At 68.6% G+C, this 21,182-nt stretch carries 22 protein-coding genes and 2 pseudogenes; 10 read left to right on the top strand and 14 right to left on the bottom strand.

The annotated features are described in order from the left end of the window. Nucleotides 1–39: 39 nt before the first annotated feature. From A8M77_RS10540 to A8M77_RS10560, 5 genes are all read right to left on the bottom strand, one after another. Entirely contained in the window at nt 40–2,049 is a 2,010-nt protein-coding gene (locus A8M77_RS10540; RefSeq protein ID WP_238136774.1) for a spermidine synthase, read from the bottom strand. Nucleotides 2,050–2,070: 21 nt separating this feature from the next. Beyond that, nucleotides 2,071–2,529, bottom strand: a complete 459-nt coding sequence (locus A8M77_RS10545) for a DUF2214 family protein (RefSeq protein WP_086921507.1) — start codon at nt 2,527–2,529, stop codon at nt 2,071–2,073. Then, complete coding sequence (locus A8M77_RS10550) at nt 2,526–3,494, bottom strand: LysR family transcriptional regulator (protein WP_086921508.1); 969 nt, start codon at nt 3,492–3,494, stop codon at nt 2,526–2,528. Before A8M77_RS10550 ends, A8M77_RS10545 begins: the two co-directional genes overlap by 4 nt. A gap of 39 nt (nt 3,495–3,533) precedes the next feature. Further along, nucleotides 3,534–3,683 carry a hypothetical protein gene (locus A8M77_RS36065; protein ID WP_158100911.1) on the bottom strand — a complete coding sequence of 50 codons (150 nt, stop codon included), beginning with the start codon at nt 3,681–3,683 and terminating at the stop codon, nt 3,534–3,536. Between the two features lie 61 nt (nt 3,684–3,744). Next, nucleotides 3,745–4,038, bottom strand: coding sequence for a helix-turn-helix domain-containing protein (locus A8M77_RS10560; RefSeq protein ID WP_086921510.1), 294 nt, complete (start codon nt 4,036–4,038; stop codon nt 3,745–3,747). A gap of 42 nt (nt 4,039–4,080) precedes the next feature. Here A8M77_RS10560 and A8M77_RS10565 point away from each other — a divergent pair, with 42 nt between their 5' ends. The 5 genes and pseudogenes from A8M77_RS10565 (at nt 4,081) to A8M77_RS10585 (ending at nt 7,652) form a co-directional block, all read left to right on the top strand. Next, nucleotides 4,081–5,040 (top strand): chromate resistance protein ChrB domain-containing protein, encoded by a 960-nt coding sequence (locus A8M77_RS10565; protein ID WP_337590013.1) that lies wholly within the window; start codon nt 4,081–4,083, stop codon nt 5,038–5,040. After that, on the top strand, nt 5,037–6,410 hold the full coding sequence (gene chrA, locus A8M77_RS10570) for a chromate efflux transporter (protein WP_086921512.1): 1,374 nt from the start codon (nt 5,037–5,039) through the stop codon (nt 6,408–6,410). Before A8M77_RS10565 ends, chrA begins: the two co-directional genes overlap by 4 nt. 10 nt (nt 6,411–6,420) lie before the next feature. Further along, complete coding sequence (locus A8M77_RS10575; protein WP_238136775.1) at nt 6,421–7,059, top strand: rhodanese-like domain-containing protein; 639 nt, start codon at nt 6,421–6,423, stop codon at nt 7,057–7,059. Continuing rightward, a pseudogene (locus tag A8M77_RS10580) lies at nt 7,056–7,151 on the top strand (chromate resistance protein ChrB domain-containing protein); the annotation flags it as partial. The gene A8M77_RS10575 and the pseudogene A8M77_RS10580, both read left to right, overlap by 4 nt. 114 nt (nt 7,152–7,265) lie before the next feature. Further along, a complete protein-coding gene (locus tag A8M77_RS10585) occupies nt 7,266–7,652 on the top strand; it encodes a VOC family protein (RefSeq protein WP_086921513.1) in 387 nt (128 codons plus the stop codon). On the opposite strand, the gene A8M77_RS10590 is transcribed toward A8M77_RS10585, so the two are convergent. From A8M77_RS10590 to A8M77_RS10605, 4 genes are read right to left on the bottom strand one after another with little or no spacing between them, the layout of a single operon-like run. Then, a complete protein-coding gene (locus A8M77_RS10590; protein WP_086921514.1) occupies nt 7,653–8,576 on the bottom strand; it encodes an SMP-30/gluconolactonase/LRE family protein in 924 nt (307 codons plus the stop codon). Nucleotides 8,577–8,589: 13 nt separating this feature from the next. Beyond that, nucleotides 8,590–9,570 carry a Bug family tripartite tricarboxylate transporter substrate binding protein gene (locus A8M77_RS10595; RefSeq protein WP_086921515.1) on the bottom strand — a complete coding sequence of 327 codons (981 nt, stop codon included), beginning with the start codon at nt 9,568–9,570 and terminating at the stop codon, nt 8,590–8,592. 4 nt (nt 9,571–9,574) lie between these two features. Next, the gene (locus A8M77_RS10600; protein WP_086921516.1) at nt 9,575–10,771 is read right to left on the bottom strand and encodes a CaiB/BaiF CoA transferase family protein; all 1,197 of its coding nucleotides are present in this window, start codon (nt 10,769–10,771) and stop codon (nt 9,575–9,577) included. Beyond that, nucleotides 10,764–11,696: a hydroxymethylglutaryl-CoA lyase gene (locus A8M77_RS10605; protein WP_086921517.1), complete on the bottom strand. Its 933-nt coding sequence runs from the start codon at nt 11,694–11,696 to the stop codon at nt 10,764–10,766. Before A8M77_RS10605 ends, A8M77_RS10600 begins: the two co-directional genes overlap by 8 nt. Here A8M77_RS10605 and A8M77_RS36070 point away from each other — a divergent pair. Next, nucleotides 11,688–11,849 (top strand): hypothetical protein, encoded by a 162-nt coding sequence (locus A8M77_RS36070; RefSeq protein ID WP_158100912.1) that lies wholly within the window; start codon nt 11,688–11,690, stop codon nt 11,847–11,849. The two genes, A8M77_RS10605 and A8M77_RS36070, sit on opposite strands and share 9 nt — an antisense overlap. Nucleotides 11,850–11,928: 79 nt before the next feature. Beyond that, nucleotides 11,929–12,669, top strand: a complete 741-nt coding sequence (locus A8M77_RS10610; RefSeq protein ID WP_086921538.1) for an IclR family transcriptional regulator — start codon at nt 11,929–11,931, stop codon at nt 12,667–12,669. 15 nt (nt 12,670–12,684) lie between these two features. Here A8M77_RS10610 and A8M77_RS10615 read toward each other — a convergent pair whose 3' ends face one another. The 5 genes from A8M77_RS10615 to hisC all read right to left on the bottom strand — a co-directional run bounded on the left by A8M77_RS10615 (nt 12,685) and on the right by hisC (nt 17,033). After that, nucleotides 12,685–13,146, bottom strand: a complete 462-nt coding sequence (locus A8M77_RS10615; protein ID WP_086921518.1) for a MarR family winged helix-turn-helix transcriptional regulator — start codon at nt 13,144–13,146, stop codon at nt 12,685–12,687. Nucleotides 13,147–13,313: 167 nt separating this feature from the next. Further along, the gene (locus A8M77_RS10620; RefSeq protein WP_086921519.1) at nt 13,314–13,742 is read right to left on the bottom strand and encodes an Ohr family peroxiredoxin; all 429 of its coding nucleotides are present in this window, start codon (nt 13,740–13,742) and stop codon (nt 13,314–13,316) included. A 134-nt stretch (nt 13,743–13,876) separates the two neighbouring features. Next, nucleotides 13,877–14,956, bottom strand: a complete 1,080-nt coding sequence (locus tag A8M77_RS10625) for a DUF2652 domain-containing protein (RefSeq protein ID WP_086921520.1) — start codon at nt 14,954–14,956, stop codon at nt 13,877–13,879. Between the two features lie 70 nt (nt 14,957–15,026). Next, nucleotides 15,027–15,992, bottom strand: a complete 966-nt coding sequence (locus A8M77_RS10630; protein ID WP_086921521.1) for a Bug family tripartite tricarboxylate transporter substrate binding protein — start codon at nt 15,990–15,992, stop codon at nt 15,027–15,029. Between the two features lie 45 nt (nt 15,993–16,037). Next, a complete protein-coding gene (gene hisC / locus A8M77_RS10635; protein WP_086921522.1) occupies nt 16,038–17,033 on the bottom strand; it encodes a histidinol-phosphate transaminase in 996 nt (331 codons plus the stop codon). Between the two features lie 217 nt (nt 17,034–17,250). On the opposite strand from hisC, the gene A8M77_RS10640 reads away from it, so the two are divergent. The 3 genes and pseudogenes from A8M77_RS10640 to A8M77_RS35155 form a co-directional block, all read left to right on the top strand. Further along, nucleotides 17,251–19,428, top strand: a complete 2,178-nt coding sequence (locus A8M77_RS10640) for a malate synthase G (protein WP_086921523.1) — start codon at nt 17,251–17,253, stop codon at nt 19,426–19,428. 14 nt (nt 19,429–19,442) lie between these two features. After that, nucleotides 19,443–19,853 carry a PaaI family thioesterase gene (locus A8M77_RS10645; protein ID WP_086921524.1) on the top strand — a complete coding sequence of 137 codons (411 nt, stop codon included), beginning with the start codon at nt 19,443–19,445 and terminating at the stop codon, nt 19,851–19,853. A gap of 129 nt (nt 19,854–19,982) precedes the next feature. Next, nucleotides 19,983–21,182, top strand: a pseudogene (locus A8M77_RS35155) (PD40 domain-containing protein); the annotation flags it as partial.

Raw genomic sequence — 21,182 nt, forward strand, 5'->3', positions numbered from 1 at the left:
GCCCCGCGGGCGTCGTCCTGACGGGGCTTTTTTGCGGCGCTACCTCAGGACGCTGAACAGGTTGTTGAAGTCGTCGGTCCACGGCGCAACGCCATAGACCGGGTCGGGCGTGGTGGCCGCTCCGCGAAAGGGCTCGCGCTGCAGCGCCCGCGGGTCGCGCGCCACCAGCATCCAGATGCTGCGCTCCACGTCGATGGCCTCGGGGTTGTCCTCCACCAGCGCGGCGTGCAGGCCGCGCGCCTGGGCGATGGTGCTCACCACCGTGTCGAGCTTGAGGTAGCGGTTGGACACGTGGAAGGCGATCACGCCTTCGGGCTTCAGGTGGCGCAGGTAGATGTCCAGCGCCTGCACTGTCAGCAGATGAGCCGGCACCGAGTCGCCCGAGAAGGCATCCACCGCCAGCACGTCGAAGCCCTGCGGCGCCTCGCGCTCGAGCGCCAGCCGCGCGTCGCCCAGCACGCGCTCGATGCGCGCGTCGCTGTCACGCAGGTAGCTGAACTCGCTGTCGGCCAGGTCGAAGACGCGCTGGTTGATCTCGTAGAAGCGGTACACGTCGCCGGGCCGCCCATAGGCGGCCAGCGTGCCGGCGCCCAGGCCGATGATGCCGACGTGGCGCGGGCCGGCCGGCGCGGCCTCGATCGCGCGCCCGACGCCGGAGCTCTTGCTGTAGTAGGAACCCGGCCAGCGCCGGTTCTCCGCCGCGAGGTACTGCTCGCCGTGCAGGGTCATGCCGTGGTGGAGGCGGCGCACCCGGTCGTTCTCCTCGGTGCCGGAGTCGGACACCATCATCGCACCGTAAAAGTTGCGGTCCAGGCGCCGCGCGCGCGCATCGTCGCGCACCTGCTCGGACAGGTACCAGCCGCAACCGGCGGCCAGCGCCAGCCCCGTCAGCACGCCGATGCGGCGATGCCGCCACACCGCGAGCGCGGCCAGCGCGCACAGTACCAGGCCGATCCCCAGCTCGTAGAAGGCCGGCAGCACGTAGGGCGCGCCCAGCCCCACCAGCACGCCGCCGAGCGCGCCGCCCAGGGAGAGCATCAGGTAGAAGCGCGTCAGGTACTCCGGGCCGGGCCGCAGGCGTGCCGTTTCGCCGTGCAGGCACAGGCACAGCAGGAACAGGCCGCCGACGAAGATCGGCAGCCCCGTGCGCAAGGCGCTGCCGATGCTGTCCTGCAGGGCGTAGGCGCCCAGCACCAGCATGACGGCGGCCAGCGGCAGCACGATGGGGCGCCGGTACCAGCGGTCGCTGTCGAAGCTGAGGATGAAGGACAGCAGGTACACCGACAGCGGCAGCACCCACAGGAAGGGCACCGGCGCCACGTTCTGCGTGACATGGTTGGTGACGGCCAGCAGCAGCCAGGTCCCCAGCGCGGGCAAAGCGAGCCACAGCAGCTGATCGATGCGGCGCGGCTTCGGGCTCGGGGCGACGGCCGCGTCGGTGGCCGTCGCCGATGCGGCGCCGGGCCAGCGCCGGGCCACGTAGACGGTGGTGGCCCCGCACAGCAGCACGAACAGCACGAAGCCCGCCGACCAGGCCCAGGCCTGCTGCGGCACGGTGCTGCGCGGCTCGATCAGCACGGGGTAGCAGAGCAGCGCCGCCAGCGAGGCGAGGTTGGACAGCGAGAAGTAGCGGTACACCTGGGCACCCCAGGGCGTGCGCGTGACCCAGGACTGCACCAGCGGCCCGGTGGTGGACAGCAGGAAGTACGGCAGCCCGATGGTGGCGATCAGCAGTCCGAGGATGCGCAGCGTCGGCTCCTCGTTGCCGGCGGGCTTCCAGGACGGATCCGCCAGCACCGGCAGGAAGGCGAGGCTCGCCAGCAGCAGCGTGCCGTGCACCCATGCCTGCGTACGCGCCGCCAACCTGCGGGCCACCCAGTCCGCATAGGCATAGCCGGCCAGCAGCGCGAGCTGGAAGAACACCATGCAGACCGACCACACCGCCGCCGAGCCGCCGAACCAGGGCAGGATCTGCTTGGCGATCAGCGGCTGGACCAGGAACAGCAGGAAGGCGCTGGTGAAGATGGTGCCGGCGAACAGCGCTTTCACGGCCACCGGCTGCATGGCCTGTCAGCCCTTGGCACCGAAGCCGCGCGCCAGGAACACGGCCACCAGGGGAATCAGCGCGATCAGGTGGGCCTGGATCATCACCAGCTTGCGCGTCTTGCGGATCTCCGCCTCGGCCGGCAGCGTGCCGGTGGCGCGCACGGCCTTGCGCCAGCGGAAGTAGGTCAGCGTCGGGAAGATCGAGAGCACGCCGACGATGACGAAGAGCCCCAGCTTCACGTGCAGCAGCGGGTTGGTCCAGTACCAGGCCGTGCCCTTCATGCCCCACCAGGTGCGGGCGATGCCGGTGGCGAGCACGGCGATGGCGGCGATGCCGTAGACCATGTCCACCCGGGCCAGGCGCTCGACGGCGGCGGCATTGAGCCATTCGACGCGGCACAGCGCCGCCTCGCTGGAGATGAACACCACCATCGTGAGGATGGCCAGGATGTGCAGGTAGGCGAGGATCGCTTCGAGGGTCATCGGGCTTTTTCCGTGGATGTCGTGGAAGTCGCGGGCGCAGCGATTGTGCCGCCCCAGAATTCCGGCCGCGCATATTGGGCCTTCAAAAAGTCCAGCCACAGCCGCACCCGCAGCGGCAGGTGTTTGCGCTGGGGGAACACGGCGTAGATGCCGTTGGGCGGCGCCGCGAAGTCGTCGAGCAGCGGCACCAGCAGGCCGGCGTCGATCTCGGCCTCCACCTCCCAGGTACTGCGCCAGGCAATGCCGTGGCCGGCCAGGCACCAGTCGTGCAGCACCTGGCCGTCGGAGCAGTCCAGCGGCCCGGTGGGCTTGAGGTGGATGACCTCGGACTCGCCGTCGACGGAAGGCACGCGAAAGGCCCAGCCGCGGGTCTGCGAGGCGTCGCTGGACAGGCTCAGGCAGGCGAAGCGCGACAGCTCGCCCGGATGGCGCGGCGCCCCGTGCCGGCGGATGAACTCGGGGGTGGCCACGCAGCGGCGCCGGTTGTCGGCCAGGCGCACGCTGACCAGGGAGGAGTCGGGCAGGTCGCCCACGCGCACCGCGCAGTCGTAGTTCTCGCCGGCCACGTCGATCACGCGGTCGCTGAGGTTGAGGGAGATGGTGACTTCCGGATGCAGCTGGTGGAAGCGCGGCACCAGCGGCGCCACGTGGCGGCGGCCGAAGCCCGCCGGCGCCGTCACCCGCAGGTGCCCGCTGGCCTTGATGCCACCGGCGCTGACGCTGGCCTCGGCATTGGCCAGCTCGACCAGCATGCGCTGGCAGTCCTCCAGGAAGGCGCTGCCCTCGTGGGTGAGGGTGATGCGGCGGGTGGTGCGCAGGAGCAGCTTGACGCCCAGGCGCTCCTCCAGCGCATCGAGGCGCCGGCCCATGATCGCGGGGGCCACGCCCTCGGCCTTGGCGGCGGCGGTGAGGCTGCCGCGGGTGGCGATCGCGACGAAGGATTCGAGCTGCTTCAGGCGGTCCATCGGCGGCGATTATCCAAACGCGGGTTCATTCACGGCTGGTCAGGCTTCGCGCGCGCACTCGACCATCAGCGCGCGCAGCCACTCGTGCGCCGGCGAATGGTCGGTGCGCGGATGCCACAGCATGCGCACGTCGAAGAGCGGCAGCTCCAGCGGGAGGTCGAAGGGCGCGACCGCTGCCATGCGGGTCATGCGCCGCGCCAGCCGTGCCGGCACGCTGGCCACCACAGGAGATCGATGTAGTCGATCACGATCAGGCGGAAGGTGTGGCTGGTGGTGGGGGGTCGAAGCGCGCGGGCTCGATCACCCGGTCCATCGCGGCGATCGCGTCCTGCACGCGCGGCCACAGCAGCAGGGCCAGTTCGGTGGGCATGAGGCCGCCGCCCGCGCGCATCAGCAACTCGTCGCCGAACAGCTCGCGCAGGCGCGCCAGCAGCGTGCTCATGGTCGACTGGCTCATCTCCAGGCGCTCCGCCGCGCGCGTGACATGGCGCTCGCGCAGCAGGGCGTCGAAGGCGCGCAGCAGGAAGGCGAACCAGATCCGCATCGACTCCTAGAGTTGATATTGTTACTACATGATTAGTAGCGTATGCTACAAATCATGTGGGCCATCCTGATCGTCACCCTGCCGACCCAGCCGAACGCGGTGCGCCTGCGTATCTGGCGGGCGCTCAAGGCGCTGGGCTGCGCGGCGCTGCGCGACGGCGCCTACCTGCTGCCGGACACGCACGCGCCGGCGCTGGGGTCCCTGGCCGCAGAGGTGCGCGAGCACGGCGGAGCGGCTTCGGTGATGACGCTGTCCCCGCGCGACGAGGCCCAGCGCGACGAGGTGCTGGCCCAGTTCGATCGCACTGAGGCCTATGCGCTATGGCGCGAGACCGCAACGGCGCTGCAGTTCGAGATCGAAGCGCTGGGCGAAACCGAGGCCAGGCGCCGCCTGCGCGGCGTGGCCGACGCGCTGCAGGCCTTGCGCGGCATCGACTACTACCCGGGCCCAGCCGCCGAGCAGGCCGAGGCCGAGCTGCTGGCCCTGCGCCGCGCGCTGGACGCCAGGTTCTCCAAGGGTGAGCCGCAGCCGCGCGCGGATGACGGCATCGTGCGGCTGGACAAGGCCAAGTTCCAGGGCAAGCGCTGGGCCACCCGCGCGCGCCCGTGGGTCGACCGGCTGGCCTGCGCCTGGCTGGTGCGGCGCTTCATCGACCCGGCGGCCGAGTTCGTCTGGCTGGATGACGTCGGGCGCTCGCCGATTCGCACGCCGCGCGGCGTTGTCGGCTTCGACTACGACGGCGCGCGCTTCACCCACGTCGGGACGCGCGTCACCTTCGAGGTGATCGCGGCGAGCTTTGGCCTGGAATCCGACCCGAGGCTGCGGCGCGTCGCCGGCGCGGTGCACTACCTCGATGTGGGCGGTATCCCCGTACCCGAAGCGGCCGGGCTGGAAGCCGTGCTGGGCGGCCTGCGCGAAGTGCATGCCAAGGACGACAAGCTGGTTGCCGCCGCGGCGGCGGTGTTCGATGCGCTCTATGCAGCGCCGGGAGCCTCTTCGTGAGCGCCACTCTGGACAAGACGGGCGAGGTGCCCCCCGCACCCGACCCCGTCGGCTTCGCCGAGGCCTTGCGCTTCTGGCTCAAGCTCGGCTTCATCAGCTTCGGCGGGCCGGCCGGGCAGATCGCGATCATGCACACCGAGCTGGTCGAGCGTCGCCGTTGGATCAGCGAGAAGCGTTTTTTGCACGCGCTGAACTACTGCATGCTGCTGCCCGGGCCGGAGGCACAGCAGCTGGCCACCTACATCGGCTGGCTGATGCATCGCAGCTGGGGCGGCATCGTCGCCGGCGCCTTGTTCGTGCTGCCCTCGCTGTTCATCCTGATCGCGCTGTCGTGGATCTACCTGCGCTTCGGCGACGTGCCGGCGGTGGCCGGCATCTTCTACGGCATCAAGCCGGCCGTGACGGCGCTGGTGCTGCACGCGGCGCACCGCATCGGCACGCGAGCGCTGCGGAACCGCTGGATGTGGGGCATCGCGGCGGCGGCCTTCGTCGCCATCTTCGCCTTTGATGCGCCCTTTCCGGCGATCGTCCTCGCGGCCGGGCTGATCGGCCATTTCGGGTCGCGCCGTGCACCGGCGGTGTTCGCGCTCGGCGGCGGCCATGGCAGCGAGCAGCACAGCTACGGACCTGCGCTGATCGACGACGACACGCCCACACCGCCGCACGCGCGCTTCTCGCGCAGCCATCTGGCAAAGCTGCTGGCCGTCGGGCTGGGCATCTGGGCGCTGGCGATGGGCGCCCTCGCCGCCACACAGGGCCTCCAGGGCACGCTGGCGCAGATGGGCTGGTTCTTCACCAAGGCCGCGCTCCTGACCTTCGGCGGCGCCTATGCGGTGCTGCCCTATGTCTACCAGGGCGCGGTCGAGCAGCACCACTGGCTGTCGGGCGCGCAGATGATCGACGGCTTGGCCCTGGGCGAGACGACGCCGGGTCCGCTGATCATGGTGGTGGCCTTCGTGGGCTTCGTCGGCGGCTGGCTCAAGCAGGTGCTCGGACCCGAAGCCCTCTTTCTCGGCGGTGCACTGGCCGCCTCGGTGGTCACCTTCTTCACCTTCCTGCCCTCCTTCCTCTTCATCCTGGCCGGTGGGCCGCTGGTGGAAGCCACGCACGGAAAGCTGGGCTTCACCGCGCCGCTGTCGGCGGTCACCGCGGCGGTGGTGGGCGTGATCCTGAACCTGGCGCTGTTCTTCGCCTACCACGTGCTGTGGCCGCAAGGTTTCGGCGTCCGCTTCGACCTCGTGTCCGCCGTCATCGTCGTCGCGGCGGCCCTCGCCCTGTTCCGCTTCAAGGTCGGCGTGATGCCGCTGCTCGGCGCCTGCGCGCTCGCCGGGCTCGCCGTCACGCTGGGCCGGCCGCTGCTTTTTCCCTGAGGAGAGTCCCATGGATGCACCCGTCCGGCCCCCTGCGATGGCACTGGCCCTGGCCGCCAGCTTCGGCAGCGTCGAGCGTTGGCGCGAGGCCTTCGTCGCGATGGGCTACTCGCTCGGCGAGACGCCGGGCCAGGTCCTGCTGGTGTTTCGGCCGCAGGAGGGCATGCTGGTCCATCGGCGGACCACCGATCGCGCGCCGGATCCCGCGGGTGGCATCACGATCCTGGCCTTCGACAACCCGGGCGACATCGAATCCTTCGTGGCCGGCATCGACTGGAATCCCGCGTATGAGCGCTACCAGGAGGCCGTGCACGCGGCGAGCGAGGCCTTCGGCGCGGACCAGGACGAGATCGCGGGTGCGCTGTTGCTCGACGTGCGCCGCGCCGGCGTGTTCGAGCAGGCGTCATCGATGATTCCCGGCGCCCGCTGGCAGGACCCGGCTGCCGTCGCCCGCTGGGCCGGCGAGCTGCCGGCCGGCCGCGAGGTGGTCGTCTATTGCGTCTACGGCCATGAGGTGGGGCGCGCAACGGCGATGCGCCTGCGTGCCGCGGGCCTGAAGGCGCGCTACCTGCGCGGCGGCATCGACGGCTGGCAAAGCGCCGGTCGGCCGCTCGCCGCCAAGCCGGGCCGGGAAGGATCGACATCATGAAATGGGTGTCGCGCGAACGTCCGAAGATCGACCGCATCGCCTGCCCCTGGGTGATCCTGCGCTTCATCGATCGCGAGGCCGAGTTCCTCTATCGCAGATGATGGCCTGAGACACGCTCCATGCGCGGCAGGCCTGCGCGTTCCTTCGGATGGTCAAGCGCACGCCGAAGGCCTACAACGGCAAACCCAGGCCCGAAGGAGCGCGTCATGACCCCACTCGCCACCAGCAGCGTCACCTGCATGCTGCCCGTGAAAGACCTCGACCGTGCACGCCGGTTCTACGAAGAGGGGCTCGGCCTCGAGCCCCTCGGAGCCAAGCCGGACGGCAAGTTCGTCTACCGCTGCGGCGGCACCGAGCTCGCCCTGTTTCCCAAGCCGGAAGGCACGAAGGCCGAACACACGGCGCTCAGTTTCAAAGTGGAGCGCATCGAGGAAGCGGTCGCCGCACTCGCGCAGCGCGGCGTGCGCTTCGCCGACTACGACCTGCCGGGGCTGAAGACGGTCGAGCACGTCTGCGTGCTGGGCTCGGAGAAGGCCGCGTGGTTCGAAGACCCGGAAGGCAACATCCTCTGCCTGCACCAGGACCTGGCCTGATCAAGGCCGGTGCGAGAACAGAGGCGCGCCCTCTGTCGGCAGCTCGGCCGCCAGCACGGTGCCCGTGGCCGATTCGGTCATCACCACCTCGCGCGTGCCGGGCCGGAAGGCGACGTTGGTCACGGTCTGGCCAGCGGGACTGCGGACGAAATGGGTGAGTTCGCCGCGCGCATTCAGCACGAAGACCCCGCCCAGGCTGGCGTGCGCAACCACCACGCTGCCGTCTTCCGCGAGCGCCAGGCCGTCGGGCCCGCTGGCGCCGAAGAACGTCTGGAAGGCGCCCATCTTCGAGATGCTGCCGTCGGGCAGCAGCGGTGCGCGCCACACCTGGTTGCCGCGCGTGACGGCCACGAACAGCAACTTGGCGTCCCCGCTCACCGCGATGCCGTTGGGGCTGGGCGCGTTCGCGAGCAGCAGGTCCAGCTTGCCGTCGGTGCCGAGGCGGTAGACGCGGCCCGTGGGATCGTGCAGGCCGGTCTGGCCCTGGTCGGTGAAGTAGAGGCGCCCTTCGCCGTCGAAGCTCAGGTCGTTCACGCCCTTGAAGGACTCGCTGTTGCGGTGCGCGAGCACGGTGGCGATCGTTCCGGATGCCGCGTCGAGCTTCAGGATGCCGCGGCGGTAGTCGGCGATCCAGAGGCTGCCGTCGGCGTGAATCGCCATGCCGTTGGGCCAACCCTCGTACTGCACGACCAGTTGCCATTCGAGCGAGGGCGTCACGCGAAAGATGCGGCCGTAGGGAATGTCGGTGACGTACAGGTGGCCCGCGCGGTCGAACACCGGCCCCTCGAGGAAGCTGTCCATCACATGGCCGGGCTTGTTGGCGTCGACCCAGTCGGTGCGCCGTGGCTGGCGGAAGGCATCGGGCAGTCGCGTGAGCACTCGGGCCTCGATGATCTCAGGGGGAGTGAAGCTCAGGTTCCACATGGCCCGCGCGCCCTCATTCCGGCTGCACGCCGGCCGCCTTGATCACCGCGCCCCAATCCTGCGTCTGGCGCTTCACGTATTGCTGGAAGTCAGCGGTGGCCATGCCGCCCGGCGCGGCGCCCTGCTCGGCGAAGCGCTTGACCAGGTCGGGTGAGGCCAGGGCTTTCTTCACTTCGGCCTGGAGCTTGTCGATGATCGGCTGCGGCGTGCCCTTGGGCGCGGCGATGCCGAACCAGTTGGTGGCGGCCAAGCCCTTCATGCCGGCCTCGGCGCTGGTCGGCACATCGGCCAGTGCATCGAGCCGTTTCGGCGAGGTGACCAGGAGCGCGCGCACCTTGCCGCCCTTGACCTGCGGGATGGCGGTGGGCGCGGCGGTGACCAGCACGTCCACCTGGCCCGAGACCACGCCCAGCATCGCCTCGCCCGCGCCCTTGTAGGGCACGTGCGTCAGCGCGAGCTTGCCGTGCTGCTTGAAGAGCTCGCCCCCCAGGTGGGTCGAGCTGCCGACGCCGCCGGAGCCGAAGGTGAGCTTGTCGGGACTCTTGCGCGCGGCCTCGACCAGCTCCTGCGCCGTCTTGTAGGGCGAGCCGGCGCCGACCACCAGCACCAGCGGCGCATCGACGATGGTGGTGACCGGCACCAGGCCGCTCGCATGGTCCCAGGGCAGCTTCTTGAACAGGTGCGGCAGCATCGCGTAGGTGGTGTCGTTGATCAGGAAGGTGCCGCCGTCCGGCGCCGACTTCGCCACCAGGTCGGAGCCGATGGTGCCGCTGGCGCCGGCCTTGTTCTCGACGTAGAAGGACTTGCCGGTCTGCTCCGTGAGCTTCTGCGCGATCTGGCGCGCGGCGTAGTCGGTGGTGCCGCCGGGCGCGTAGGGCACAAGCAGGCGCACGGGCTTGTCGGGCCAGGCCGGCTGGGCGCTCGCGAGCGGGGCCAGGGCGAGCGCGCAGGCTCCCGCCGCGGCGAACAGCGCCGCGCGAATCGATGTCTTCATGGGATCAGTCTCCGGTCGTAATGTGTTGCTGCTTCAGCGCGGCGATCTCGTCCTCGCTGTAGCCGACTTCGCGCAGCAGGGCGCTGCCGTGCTCGCCCAGCAGCGGCGGCTGCAGGCGGATGCCGGGGCGCTCGCCGCCCAGGGTGAAGGGCATCAGCGGCACCTTCGATTCGGTGCCGTCGTTCATGCGCACCGGCGCCAGGCCGCCGGTGGCATTGAGATGCGGGTCGTCGAACAGGTCCTGCGGCTTGGTGATGGGTGCGAAGGGCAGCTCGTTCTTCTCGAACACCGCGGCCAGCTCGGCCGCGCTGTGGCCGGCCAGGTGCGAGCGCAGCATCGGCATCATCCAGTCCCGGGCCAGCACGCGGTCGTTGTTGGTCTTCAGTCGAGGGTCGGCCAGCATCTCCTCCAGGCCGAAGGCCTTGCAGAAGATGGTCCACTGCTTGTCGCTGACCGCGGCCAGGAAGATCTGCTCGCCGTCCCTGACGGTGAAGACGTCGTACACGGCCCACGCCGAGATGCGGCTGGGCATGGGGTCGGCGGCCTTGCCGGTGGCCGCGAACTGCATCATGTGCTGGGCGACCAGGAAGATGTTGTTCTCGAACAGGGCTGACTGCACCTCGCAGCCCTCGCCGGTCTGCTCGCGCTGCCGCAGCGCGGCCATCGCGCCGATGGCGCCGAACATGCCGCCCATGATGTCGTTGACGCTGGTGCCGGCGCGCAGCGGGTCGCCAATGCGGCCAGTCATGTAGGCCAGGCCGCCCATCATCTGCACCACCTCGTCGAGCGCGGTGCGGTGGTCGTAGGGACCGGGCAGGAAGCCCTTGTGGCTGACGTAGATCAGGCGCGGGTCGAGCTTCTTCAGGCTCTCGTAGTCCAGGCCCAGCTTCTTCATCGTGCCGGGCTTGAAGTTCTCGCTGACGATGTCGGCGGTGGCGATCAGGCGCAGCGCCGCCTGCACGCCCTCGGGCTTCTTGAGGTCGAGCGCGATGCTTTTCTTGTTGCGGTTGAAGGTGGGGAAAAAGCCCGCGCCCGAGCCCAGCAGGCGGCGCGTGGCATCGCCATCGATGGGCTCGACCTTGATGACCTCGGCGCCGAGGTCGCCCAGCAGCATGCCGCAGGTGGGGCCCATCACCATGTGGGTGAACTCGACGACGCGTATGCCGGCGTAGGGCAGCGGTGGGGTGGTGCGATCAGGCATGTGCTTTTCCTTGGATGAAGCCCTTGGGCAGGCCGGCCTCGGGCGTCATGCCGTAGACCGGTTCGCCGGGCAGGCCCGCCATCAGCGGAGCGCGGGCGGCGATGAGTCGGCCGATGTCGATGCCGGTGTGCACGCCCATGGCCTCGAACATGAAGACCAGGTCCTCGGTCACCACGTTGCCGGAAGCGCCGGGCGCGTAGGGGCAGCCGCCCAGCCCGCCGAGCGAAGCGTCGAAGGTGCGCACGCCTTCCTCGTAGGCCGCGAGGCAGTTGGCCAGGCCCAGGCCGCGCGTGTTGTGCATGTGGGCGGCGCCGGCCTTGTCGCCGAGCTCGGCACGCAGGCGCCGGAACAGGCGGCGCACCTGGGCCGGGTTGGCATAGCCGACCGTGTCGGACAGGCCCGATTCGTCGGCGCCCGCTTCGACGCACTGCACGGCCAGGCGGATCACCTCGTCTTCCGGCACCTCGCCCTGCAGGGTGCAGCCGAAGGCGGTGGAGATGCCGGCCTCCAGCTTCACGTGGGGCGCGATGTCGCGGCGCAGCGCGGCGATGGCACGGACCTCCTGGACCATCTCCTCGCGCGTCTTGCGCACGTTGGCCAGCGAGTGGGCAACGCTGGCCGAGACCGGCATGGTGAGCTTGTGCACGCCGGCCGCGAGCGCGGCCTCGGCGCCCTTGCGGTTGGGCACCAGCGCCATCACCGTGAGGCCGGGGAGCAGGACCGCGTGGCGCACCACCTCGGCGGCATCGGCCATCTGCGGGAGCAGGCGAGCCGGCACGAAGGAGGCGACCTCGATCTCGCGCACGCCGGCGACGTGCAGCGCATCGATCCAGCGCAGCTTGTCGGCAGTGGGCATGGTGGCCTGGACGGATTGCAGGCCGTCTCGGGGGCCGACCTCGCTGATCAGGACGTCGGGATGGGGCATGGGTCTGTCTCGCGGAAGAAGGAAGAAGGAGGAAGGAAGAAGGAAGAAGGAAGAAGGAAGAAGGAAGAAGGAAGAAGGAAGAAGGAAGAAGGAAGAAGGAAGAAGGAGGAAGGAGGAAGGAGGAGGAAGGAGGAAGGAGGAAGAAGCGCTTGACTGTTCTATCTTACAGAACTATATTCTTTTCAACAGAATTACACCGTACCCCACCCCCTGCTGTCAAGCCGGAACGCCCATGCCCCGCAAAGCCCAGACCGAATCGGTCGCCGATCTCAATGCCGCCCCCGGCGGCGCCGCCGCGGTCGATCGCGCGCTCAGCCTGCTGTCGTGCTTCCAGGCCGGCGACGAGGCTTTGAGCCTGGCGCAGTTCGCCGAGCGCACCCAGCTCTACAAGAGCACGGCGTTGCGCCTGCTGGCTTCGCTGGAGCATGCGCGGCTGCTGCGCCGGCTGGAGGACGGCCGCTATGCGCTGGGCCCGGAAATCGCGCGGCTGCATGGCCTCTATGCCGCCTCCTTCTCGCTGGACGCGGTGGTGCCGCCAGTGCTGCGCGCGCTGGTCGCGGCCACGGGCGAGAGCGCGGCGTACCACGTGCGTCAGGAACAGGGCGGCACCTGGGCGCGCCTGTGCCTCTACCGGGTCGATTCACCGCACGTGGTGCGCGACCACGTGCGCGCCGGCGACCTGCTGCCCAACGACCGCGGCTCGGGCGCGCGCATTCTGATCGCCTTCGGGCCCGAGGCCGGCCATGCGCGCGGCGCGAAGGAGCGCAAGCTCTACGACGCCATCCGCGCGCAGGGCTACTGCGCCATGGTCGGCGACCGCTCGGCGGAGCTGGGAGGGATCTCGGCGCCGGTGTTCCATGCCGACGGACGGCTGGCTGCGGCACTGACGCTGACCATGCCGGCGCACCGCTACGACGAACGGCACATCGAACCGGTGCGCGCGGCCGCGCGTCAGCTCACGGGATTGGTGTAGGCGAGCGCGCCTGGCTCACTCGCTGGTGTGCATCGACTTGATGAGGTTGTCGCGCATCGTCACAACCGCCTTCTGCAGCTGAACGAACTCGTCCGGTGACAGGCCCGTCGCGTCGGCGAGGCTCATTTCCCTGCTTTTCTCGCGCAGCCGCTTGCCGCTCTTCGTCAACCCGATCCGCACCTGGCGCTCGTCCGCAGGGTCGCGCTGCCGCTCCACGTAGCCCATCGCCTCCAGCTTCTTCAGAATCGGCGTGAGCGTGTTCGATTCGAGGAACAGCTTGGCGCCCAGGCTGCCGACGGTCTGGTCGTCCTGCTCCCAGAGCGACACGATGGTGATGTACTGCGTATAGGTCAGCCCCAGCTTCTCGAGCAGGGGCTTGTAGGCCTTGCCGAAGGCCAGGTTGGCGGAATAGACCGCGAAGCACAGGTAGTCCGAGAGCTTCAGGTCCTCGGGGATCGCCTCGACGGTGGATTTCATGGGCGTTCTCCTTGCCGGGGGCTCACGCTGCGCATGAGCGGCATTACACATCGCATGCGATCTTATCGCAGGAGCCTGCAATCGCCGCGGCGTTTTCGGACGGCAGAAAGCCCGCGGACGGCTTCCGCGGGCTTGGCGGCCGCGAGGCGCGATGGCCTCGCGATCGATCAGGACGTGCTGACGTTCAAGGCCACGTCGATGTTGCCGTGCACGGCCTTCGAGTAGGGGCAGATCTCGTGCGCCGCATGCGCGACGGCCTCGGCGACTTCCTGCGCAACGCCCGGCATGCGGACATCGAAGCGGGCCTGGATGAAGTAGGCCTTGCCGGTCTGGCCCAGGTCGACCTGGATGTCGACGGACAGGTCGGCGGGCAGCGCCACCTTCCTTTCCTTCGCCGCCAGGCCGAGTGCCAGGATGTAGCAGGCCGACCAGGCGCCTGCGAACAGCTGCTCCGCAGTGGGGTGGGCCTGGATCGCCGAGAACACGTGGGCGGGATTCGCGCCGCCGGGCGACGACAGTTCGATGTCGACGCGGTCGCCGCGGTTGACGAGGGTGTGGGTCTTGCCGGAGGCCAGGACTTTTTCGATCTTGCTCATGATGGTTTCCTTGAAGTGGAGGTGGTTTCGGTTCGGTTGATATCGCATCCGAATTGATCGCATGCGATGGACTGAATGATAGGCACGGGCGCCAAGAATCCACGGTAATTTGTCACACGGCGGATGTGCCGTGTTCACGCGACGCGCGCGCCTTCCAGCAGCCTGGAGAAATTGTCCAGGGAGGTCCTGAAGAAGGGCTCCAGCGTCTTTTGCATCGACAGCCTGAACATCAGGCGCGGCAGGATGCCGTCGGGCAGGTACACCTCCAGCGTCAGCTGGGTGGCATTCACCGGCACCGGCTCGATCAGGTAGCGCAAGGCGCTCCTCTTTCCGACCTCGGTCTCCCAGAGCTCCGTGCCCGATGGGCCCACTTTCACTTCGCTGGTCACGACTTCCGGATAGTGGCTGCCGACGCAGCGGTGCCGCTGGCCGATGTGGTTCGGGCGCGGGTCGCGCAACTCCAGGCGCTCGACGCCGTCGATCCACCGGGTGCGCGCCGGCAGGTCGATCAGGCACTGGTAGACCTCGCTCGCCGGAGCCTCGATGCGCCGCGACAGCGCCATCGCCCGGCGCGGGTCCGCCAGCCTGAAGGGCTCGGGCGGCTCGACCTTCGCCTCGACAAGATAGCCGGCCATCGAATGATGGCGATAGACGACTTCGCCGATCTCGTCGTAGCGGTTGCTGCCGCTCTCGAACGAAGACGCCGTTGCGACACCGTCGCCCAGCTGGTTCAGGGTCTCCTCGGTCACCAGCAGGTACTCGGGCTCGGGCACCGAGTTCTTCAGCAGCCGGTGCGCGACGATGATGCTCTTGCCGATGAATTTCGAGTGCCCCTTGACCTCCATCGTGCTGGCGGGCCCCAGGTGTGCGATGAACTTGAGCGAAAGACGGCTGAGACCGGTGCAGGCGCCGCATTGGCAAACGCGCAGCATCTCGAGCTGCCGGAGATGAAGATGAAAGTCCACGAACATCTTCTTCGCCTGCGCCAGGAGATCGGCCAGCGAGGGCGGCGTGCCGGTGCGACAGAACAGCACGGCGTCGCCCTCGAATTCGCACACTTCCAGGCCGAGCTGGTTCGCATCCACCAGCAGTTCCAGCAATCCCTTGACGATGTGCTGGCTGTGCCGGACCTCGGTCTCGGCCACGAAGCGCGTGAACCCGCCGATATCCGGGATGAAGAAGAGAACGTTGTCGGAACTTGGCGATGTCGCCATGGCTCACCTCCATCGTCCGGTTGTGGTGCCGGTCGCCGCGTCCCTGGCGCGGCGATCCATCAGGCTACCGCTATTCCGCCTTGAAGCCGGACGCCTTGATCGGTGCCTCCCACCGCTTCAGGTGCGCCGCCTGGGTCGCCGCCAGCTCGGCCGGCCCCGCATGCGCCGGCACCAGGCCCAGGTTGTAGATCTTGTCCTGCACGTCGGGGGCGCGAAGCGCGTCGGCCACCGCGCGGTCGATGCGCTGCACCAGCTCGGGCGCCATGCCGGGCGGGCCGTAGAGCCCGAAGAAGGCATCGGCCGAGACGTCGATGCCGGCCTCCTTGAGCGTGGGCACCTCGGGCAGCGCGCGGTTGCGCTGCGTGCCGGTGACGGCCAGGATACGCACCTTGCCGGCGCGATGGTGCTCGATGGTCTCGGAGGCGGTGTCGACCATCAGCGGCACCTGGCCGCCGATCAGGTCCTGCGCGGCCGGCGCGCCGCCGCGGTATGCCACGTGGGTCATCGGCACGCCGGCGGCCTGGGCGAGCAACTGGCCGGCGAAGTGCGGCACGGTGCCGGCGCCCGAGGTCGCGTAGTTGGCCTTGGCGGGATTGGCCCTCATCCAGGCCAGCACCGTCTTCAGATCGCCGGACACCGCGCCAGGGCCGGCGGTGACGGCGAAGTCGAAGGTGCAGGCCTGCGAGAGGGGGGTGAAGTCCTTGGCGGTGTCGTAGCCCAGGTTCTGGTAGAGCCAGGGGTGGATCACCATCGCGCCGCTGGGCGAGAAGATCAGCGTATTGCCATCCGGGGTGGAGCGCTTGATCTCGGTCAGCGCCAGCCTTCCTGCCGCGCCGGGCTTGTTGTCGACGATGACGTTCTGCCCCAGCGAGACGCGCATCTTGTCGGCGAGCAGGCGCGCGACCTGGTCGGCCGATCCGCCCGGCGGAAAGCCGACCAGGATGCGGGTGGTGCGCTCCTGCGCGAGCGCCAGGGATGGGGCAAGCGCGGCGACGATCTGCGCGCTTGCCAGCGCGGTGAAATGACGGCGTTTCATGCTTCTCGGTCTCCTCGGAGTGGTTGTCGGTGTCGTCGAGATCGTTCAGCGCGCCGGGGCGAGATCGCGCAGCGCCGCCAGCACGGCCGCGTTCTGCTCCGGCAGGCCGACCGTGATGCGCAGCCAGTGCGGCAGCCCGTAGTTGTCGAGCAGCGAGACCTCGATGCCCGCCGCCAGCAGGCGCGCATGCACCGTGCGCCCCTCGCCGACCTGGACCATCAGGAAGTTGCCCGAGGAGGGGATGGAGGCCAGCCGCAGCTCGTGCAGCCCGTTCTCGAGCTGCGCACGACCGGCGTTGTTGAGCTGGTAGCTGCGGGCGAGGAAGGCCTCGTCGGCCAGCGCCGCGACCGCCGCCGCCTGCGCCGGCGTGCTGACGTTGAAGCGCGGCCGCTGGGCGTTGAGCCGCGCCGAGAGCGCCGGTTGCGCGACGCCGTAGCCGACGCGCATCCCGGCCAGCCCGTAGGCCTTGGAGAAGGTGCGCGCCACGATCAGGCTGGGAAAGCGCCGCACCCAGCCCATGCTGTCGTAGCGCTGGGCCGGCGCGAGGTATTCGGTGTAGGCCTCGTCCAGCAGCACCGTCACCCCGGCCGGGACCGATTCGAGGAAGCCGAGCAGTTCGCCGGCCTCGAGGAAGCTGCCGGTGGGGTTGTTCGGATTGGCGATGAAGACCAACCGCGTGTCCGCCCCGATCACGGCCCGCATGGCGGCCAGGTCGTGCCCGAAATCGTGCGCAGGCACCACGGTGCTGCGGGCATGCGCGTGCGCCGCCGCCTGGCCGTAGACCACGAAGCCATACTGCGAGTAGACGATGCCCTCGCCCGGCTTCACGCTCACCCGCGCCGCGAGTTCCAGGATCTCGCTGGAGCCGCTGCCCAGCGTGAGCCAGTCGATCGGCACGTCGAGCCGGGCCGCGAGCGCGTGCTTGAGCGCGGTACCGTTGCTGTCCGGGTAGTTGCCCGCGCCCTGCAGCGCGGCGGCCGCGGCGCGGCGGGCCGACTCGGGCATGCCGAGCGGGTTCTCGTTGGAAGCCAGAAGGATCATCGCGGGCGTCTCTTTTATTTAAGAAGTTAAATATATGGCGCGCTTGCGGACTGCCTATCAGGGCCTACCCTTTGCTTGGGGCGGGAGGCCCGGCTGCCTGCGATTACCCTCAATTTGGTCACTGATAAAACGCTCATTCAGACCCTTACAGATCAACGGGGTATCGAATAAAGTCATCGGCTGTATTCGTCCGTCTTGCATTCAAGGAGCAGAGAACATGACCGCCCGCACGACCGTCCACGGCCTCCAGGTCGCCACCGAACTGCATCGCTTCATCGAGGAACAGGTGCTGCCGGCCACCGGCGTCGCCAGCGACACCTTCTGGAAGGGCTTCGACGCCATCGTCAGCGACCTGGCCCCGAAGAACGTCGCCCTGCTGGCCGAGCGCGACCGCCTGCAGGCGGAAATGGACCGCTGGCACCAGGGCCATCCCGGCCCGATCACCGACATGCCGGCCTACCGCGCCTTCCTGGAAAAGATCGGCTACCTGCTGCCCCAGCCCAAGGGCGCCAAGGCCACCACCGCGAACGTCGACGCCGAGCTGGCGCTGCAGGCCGGGCCGCAGCTGGTGGTGCCGATCCTCAACGCGCGCTATGCGCTGAACGCCGCCAACGCACGCTGGGGCTCGCTCTACGACGCGCTCTACGGCACCGACGCCATTCCCGAGACCGGTGGCGCCGAGAAGGGCCAGGGCTACAACCCGGCGCGCGGCGCCAAGGTGATCGCCTTCGCGCGCGAGGTGCTGGACCAGGCCGCGCCGCTGGCCAACGGCTCGCACAAACAAGCGACCGGCTACTCGGTGAAAGACGGCCAGCTGATGGTCGCCCTGCAGAGCAGCAGCACGCCGCTGGCCGACCCGGCGCAGTTCATCGGCTACCAGGGCGATGCATCCACACCGAGCGCTGTGCTGATCAAGCACAACGGCATCCACCTCGACATCCGCGTCGACCGCAGCACGCCCATCGGCAAGGGCGACGCGGCCGGCATCAGCGACGTGGTGCTGGAAGCTGCCCTGTCCACCATCCTCGACCTGGAGGACTCGGTGGCCGTGGTCGATGCGCAGGACAAGGTGCTCGCGTATTCCAACTGGCTCGGCATCCTGCAGGGCACGCTGACCGAGGAAGTGGCCAAGGGCGGCAAGACCTTCACCCGCGGCCTGAACCCCGACCGCGAGTACACCGGTGCCGACGGCAAGCCGGTCAAGCTGCACGGCCGCTCGCTGATGTTCGTGCGCAACGTGGGCCACCTGATGACCAACCCGGCCATCCTCTACGGCGACGGCAAGGAGATCCCCGAGGGGATCATGGACGCGGTGATCACCACGACCATCGCCACCATCGACCTGAAGCGCAAGGGCAACTCGCGCACCGGCAGCGTCTACATCGTCAAGCCCAAGATGCATGGCCCGGCCGAAGTGGCCTTCGCCAGCGAGCTGTTCGGCCGCGTCGAGCAGGTGCTGGGCCTGCCGGCCAACACGGTGAAGCTGGGCATCATGGACGAGGAGCGCCGCACCAGCGTCAACCTGCAGGCCTGCATCGCCGAGGCGGCTGCGCGCGTGGCCTTCATCAACACCGGCTTCCTGGACCGCACCGGCGACGAGATGCACACCGCGATGCGCGCCGGCCCGATGCTGCGCAAGGGCGACATGAAGACCACGCCCTGGATTGCGGCCTACGAGAAGAACAATGTGCTGGTCGGCCTCTCGTGCGGCCTGCGCGGCAAGGCGCAGATCGGCAAGGGCATGTGGGCCATGCCCGACCTGATGGCCGCCATGCTGGAGCAGAAGATCGGCCACCCCAAGGCCGGCGCCAACACCGCCTGGGTGCCCTCGCCCACCGCCGCCACGCTGCATGCGCTGCACTACCACCGCGTCAACGTGGCCGAGGTGCAGAAGGAACTGGAGAAGATCGACGCCGAGACCGAGCGCGACAACATCCTCAACGATCTGCTGAAGGTGCCGGTCGCGGCCGAGGCGACGTGGAGCGCCGCCGAGCGCCAGCAGGAGCTGGACAACAACGTGCAGGGCATCCTCGGCTACGTGGTGCGCTGGATCGACCAGGGCGTGGGCTGCTCCAAGGTGCCGGACATCCACAACGTGGGCCTGATGGAGGACCGCGCGACGCTGCGCATCTCCAGCCAGCACATCGCCAACTGGCTGCTGCACGGCGTGGTGACGAAGGAAGAAGTCGACGCCACCTTCCAGCGCATGGCGGCGGTGGTGGACCAGCAGAACGCGGGCGACCCGCTCTACAAGAACATGGCCGGCAACTTCGCGACCTCGGCCGCGTACAAGGCGGCGCAGGAGCTGGTGTTCAAGGGCGTGGAGCAGCCGAGCGGCTACACCGAGCCGCTGCTGCATGCGTGGCGCCTGAAGGTGAAGGCCGGGCAGGCCTGAGCCGAGAGCCTCGCATGCCCGCCACCAAGGAAGAGATCGCAGCGTTCATCGCCAGGGAGTTTCCGCAAACCAAGTGCGCCGTCCTCGAGGCGGGCAACAGCGGCGCAACCGTGGCCCATGAGATCGGCCCGGCCGAGCTGCGTCCCGGCGGCACGGTCTCCGGGCCTGTTCTGATGGCCACGGCCGACGTCGCGCTCTACGTCGCGATCCTTGCCGAGATAGGCATCGTGCCCTTGACGGTGACCACGAGCCTGAACATCAACTTCCTTCGCAAGCCGGCGGCCAGCGCGCGCATCATCGGCGTGTGCAAGCTCATCAAGCTGGGGCGCACGCTGGCGGTCGGCGAGGTCAGCCTGCACTCGGAGGGGCGCAGCGAGATCGTTGCGCATGCGGTGGGGACGTACGCCATTCCAGCGCACGGCTGAGCCCGATGCATCCTGTCCTGCCGCGGTGGCGCGGGGGCTTCGATTCTGATTCTTTGTGTTGTCGCTGATAGTCTGTCCCGGGCGGTCCATAGCATGGTTTTCTCGAAACCTTGCTATTGAGGAGCGTTCATGTCGGCACTCAGCCCTTCCGGCCCCCACTCACCCCAAGCACAGCAGCGCAAACCTGCGCGAAGGCTGCAGCGCATGGGACTGGTGCTCGCAACCCTGGCCGCGGTGGGCTCGATCACCCCGGCCCACGCCACGTACCCGGGCGAGAACGGCCCCATCGTTTTCGGGGTGACGACCGCACCAACGGCCATCATCAGTAGGGTATCGCCCGGCAACTTCAGTGTCACCACGCTGGCCGAGGGCCACTCTCCCCGGGTCTCGCCCAACGGCAAGAGGATCGCTTTTCTGAAGGGAGCCCTTGAATCGGGCTCAAATGTCTATGTCATGGACCTCAATGGATCCAACGTGGTCCAGCTGACCAGCAGCGCAAATGTGTATGCCGTCACATGGTTGCCCGACGGATCCAAGCTGGCCTACGCAACGTGGCCATCAAACTCGCAACCAAAGCCGACCTCGCTGTGGACCATGAACCCCGATGGCACAGGAAAGAGCCTTGTGCGCGATATACAGGAGGGGGTTTATTACGGAGGCCTTGAATGGTCTCCAAACACCCAAGCCTTTGTCTTTGACGATGCGAGCAGCAACGTTCGGATAGGGCAGCCAGCTACCACCAGTTCGCCAGTGCTTGCTACGGGTGGTGCGGGCAAGCCATCATGGGCACCGGACGGCGCGTCGATTCTTTATGTAGGCAGTGGACAGTCCACCCTAGTGGAAGTCGGTGCGGATGGCATCGATCGTCACGTCATACCGCCGAACGGGGTGTTCGGCAGGACCGCCATTTCTCCGGACGGCACCTTGTTGAGTGGCAAACTCGAGCGCGCCGCAGAGTTGACAACCCGCGCACGGGCCGGGCTCCCCGTCACGTACACCTGGCTCGTCGAAGCCAATGATGTCGACTGGGCCCGCGTGCCGAAGAACTGCAATGTCAGCGGCCCAGAGGGCGGCGGCGGCGTGCTGGGTGGCTATGTGAACTTCTACGCCGACCAATGCGTCATCGCCGTGTCGCCCAACTCTTCTGCACCCGGGGGCGTGCTGGCACAGGCCATGGCCGTGGGTCCGGACGGGCGCGTCTATGCCAGCGCACTGAAGACCAACCCGTTTGGTACGCCCGTGTGGAGCCCGTACTACGTCGTGCCGGGCGTGTCGGGCGATTCCGCGGGAGTCAGGGCCAAGAAGATCGCCATCGCAGCGGCCACGCAG

Source organism: Variovorax sp. JS1663, assembly GCF_002157355.1.
Classification (GTDB): Bacteria; Pseudomonadota; Gammaproteobacteria; order Burkholderiales; family Burkholderiaceae_C; genus Variovorax.

What these genes read in the sequence shown, in the direction of transcription:
- A8M77_RS10590 (WP_086921514.1), bottom strand. Translation starts at nt 8,576, where the DNA reads ATGTGGAACCTGAGCTTCACTCCCCCTGAGATCATCGAGGCCCGAGTG.
- A8M77_RS10645 (WP_086921524.1), top strand. Translation starts at nt 19,443, where the DNA reads ATGCCCGCCACCAAGGAAGAGATCGCAGCGTTCATCGCCAGGGAGTTT.
- A8M77_RS10560 (WP_086921510.1), bottom strand. Translation starts at nt 4,038, where the DNA reads ATGCGGATCTGGTTCGCCTTCCTGCTGCGCGCCTTCGACGCCCTGCTG.
- hisC (WP_086921522.1), bottom strand. Translation starts at nt 17,033, where the DNA reads ATGATCCTTCTGGCTTCCAACGAGAACCCGCTCGGCATGCCCGAGTCG.
- A8M77_RS10605 (WP_086921517.1), bottom strand. Translation starts at nt 11,696, where the DNA reads ATGCCCCATCCCGACGTCCTGATCAGCGAGGTCGGCCCCCGAGACGGC.
- A8M77_RS10575 (WP_238136775.1), top strand. Translation starts at nt 6,421, where the DNA reads ATGGATGCACCCGTCCGGCCCCCTGCGATGGCACTGGCCCTGGCCGCC.
- A8M77_RS36070 (WP_158100912.1), top strand. Translation starts at nt 11,688, where the DNA reads ATGGGGCATGGGTCTGTCTCGCGGAAGAAGGAAGAAGGAGGAAGGAAG.
- A8M77_RS10585 (WP_086921513.1), top strand. Translation starts at nt 7,266, where the DNA reads ATGACCCCACTCGCCACCAGCAGCGTCACCTGCATGCTGCCCGTGAAA.
- A8M77_RS10610 (WP_086921538.1), top strand. Translation starts at nt 11,929, where the DNA reads ATGCCCCGCAAAGCCCAGACCGAATCGGTCGCCGATCTCAATGCCGCC.
- A8M77_RS10630 (WP_086921521.1), bottom strand. Translation starts at nt 15,992, where the DNA reads ATGAAACGCCGTCATTTCACCGCGCTGGCAAGCGCGCAGATCGTCGCC.
- A8M77_RS36065 (WP_158100911.1), bottom strand. Translation starts at nt 3,683, where the DNA reads ATGACCCGCATGGCAGCGGTCGCGCCCTTCGACCTCCCGCTGGAGCTG.
- A8M77_RS10565 (WP_337590013.1), top strand. Translation starts at nt 4,081, where the DNA reads ATGCTACAAATCATGTGGGCCATCCTGATCGTCACCCTGCCGACCCAG.
- A8M77_RS10550 (WP_086921508.1), bottom strand. Translation starts at nt 3,494, where the DNA reads ATGGACCGCCTGAAGCAGCTCGAATCCTTCGTCGCGATCGCCACCCGC.
- A8M77_RS10600 (WP_086921516.1), bottom strand. Translation starts at nt 10,771, where the DNA reads ATGCCTGATCGCACCACCCCACCGCTGCCCTACGCCGGCATACGCGTC.
- A8M77_RS10625 (WP_086921520.1), bottom strand. Translation starts at nt 14,956, where the DNA reads ATGGCGACATCGCCAAGTTCCGACAACGTTCTCTTCTTCATCCCGGAT.
- A8M77_RS10615 (WP_086921518.1), bottom strand. Translation starts at nt 13,146, where the DNA reads ATGAAATCCACCGTCGAGGCGATCCCCGAGGACCTGAAGCTCTCGGAC.
- A8M77_RS10595 (WP_086921515.1), bottom strand. Translation starts at nt 9,570, where the DNA reads ATGAAGACATCGATTCGCGCGGCGCTGTTCGCCGCGGCGGGAGCCTGC.
- A8M77_RS10640 (WP_086921523.1), top strand. Translation starts at nt 17,251, where the DNA reads ATGACCGCCCGCACGACCGTCCACGGCCTCCAGGTCGCCACCGAACTG.
- A8M77_RS10545 (WP_086921507.1), bottom strand. Translation starts at nt 2,529, where the DNA reads ATGACCCTCGAAGCGATCCTCGCCTACCTGCACATCCTGGCCATCCTC.
- A8M77_RS10620 (WP_086921519.1), bottom strand. Translation starts at nt 13,742, where the DNA reads ATGAGCAAGATCGAAAAAGTCCTGGCCTCCGGCAAGACCCACACCCTC.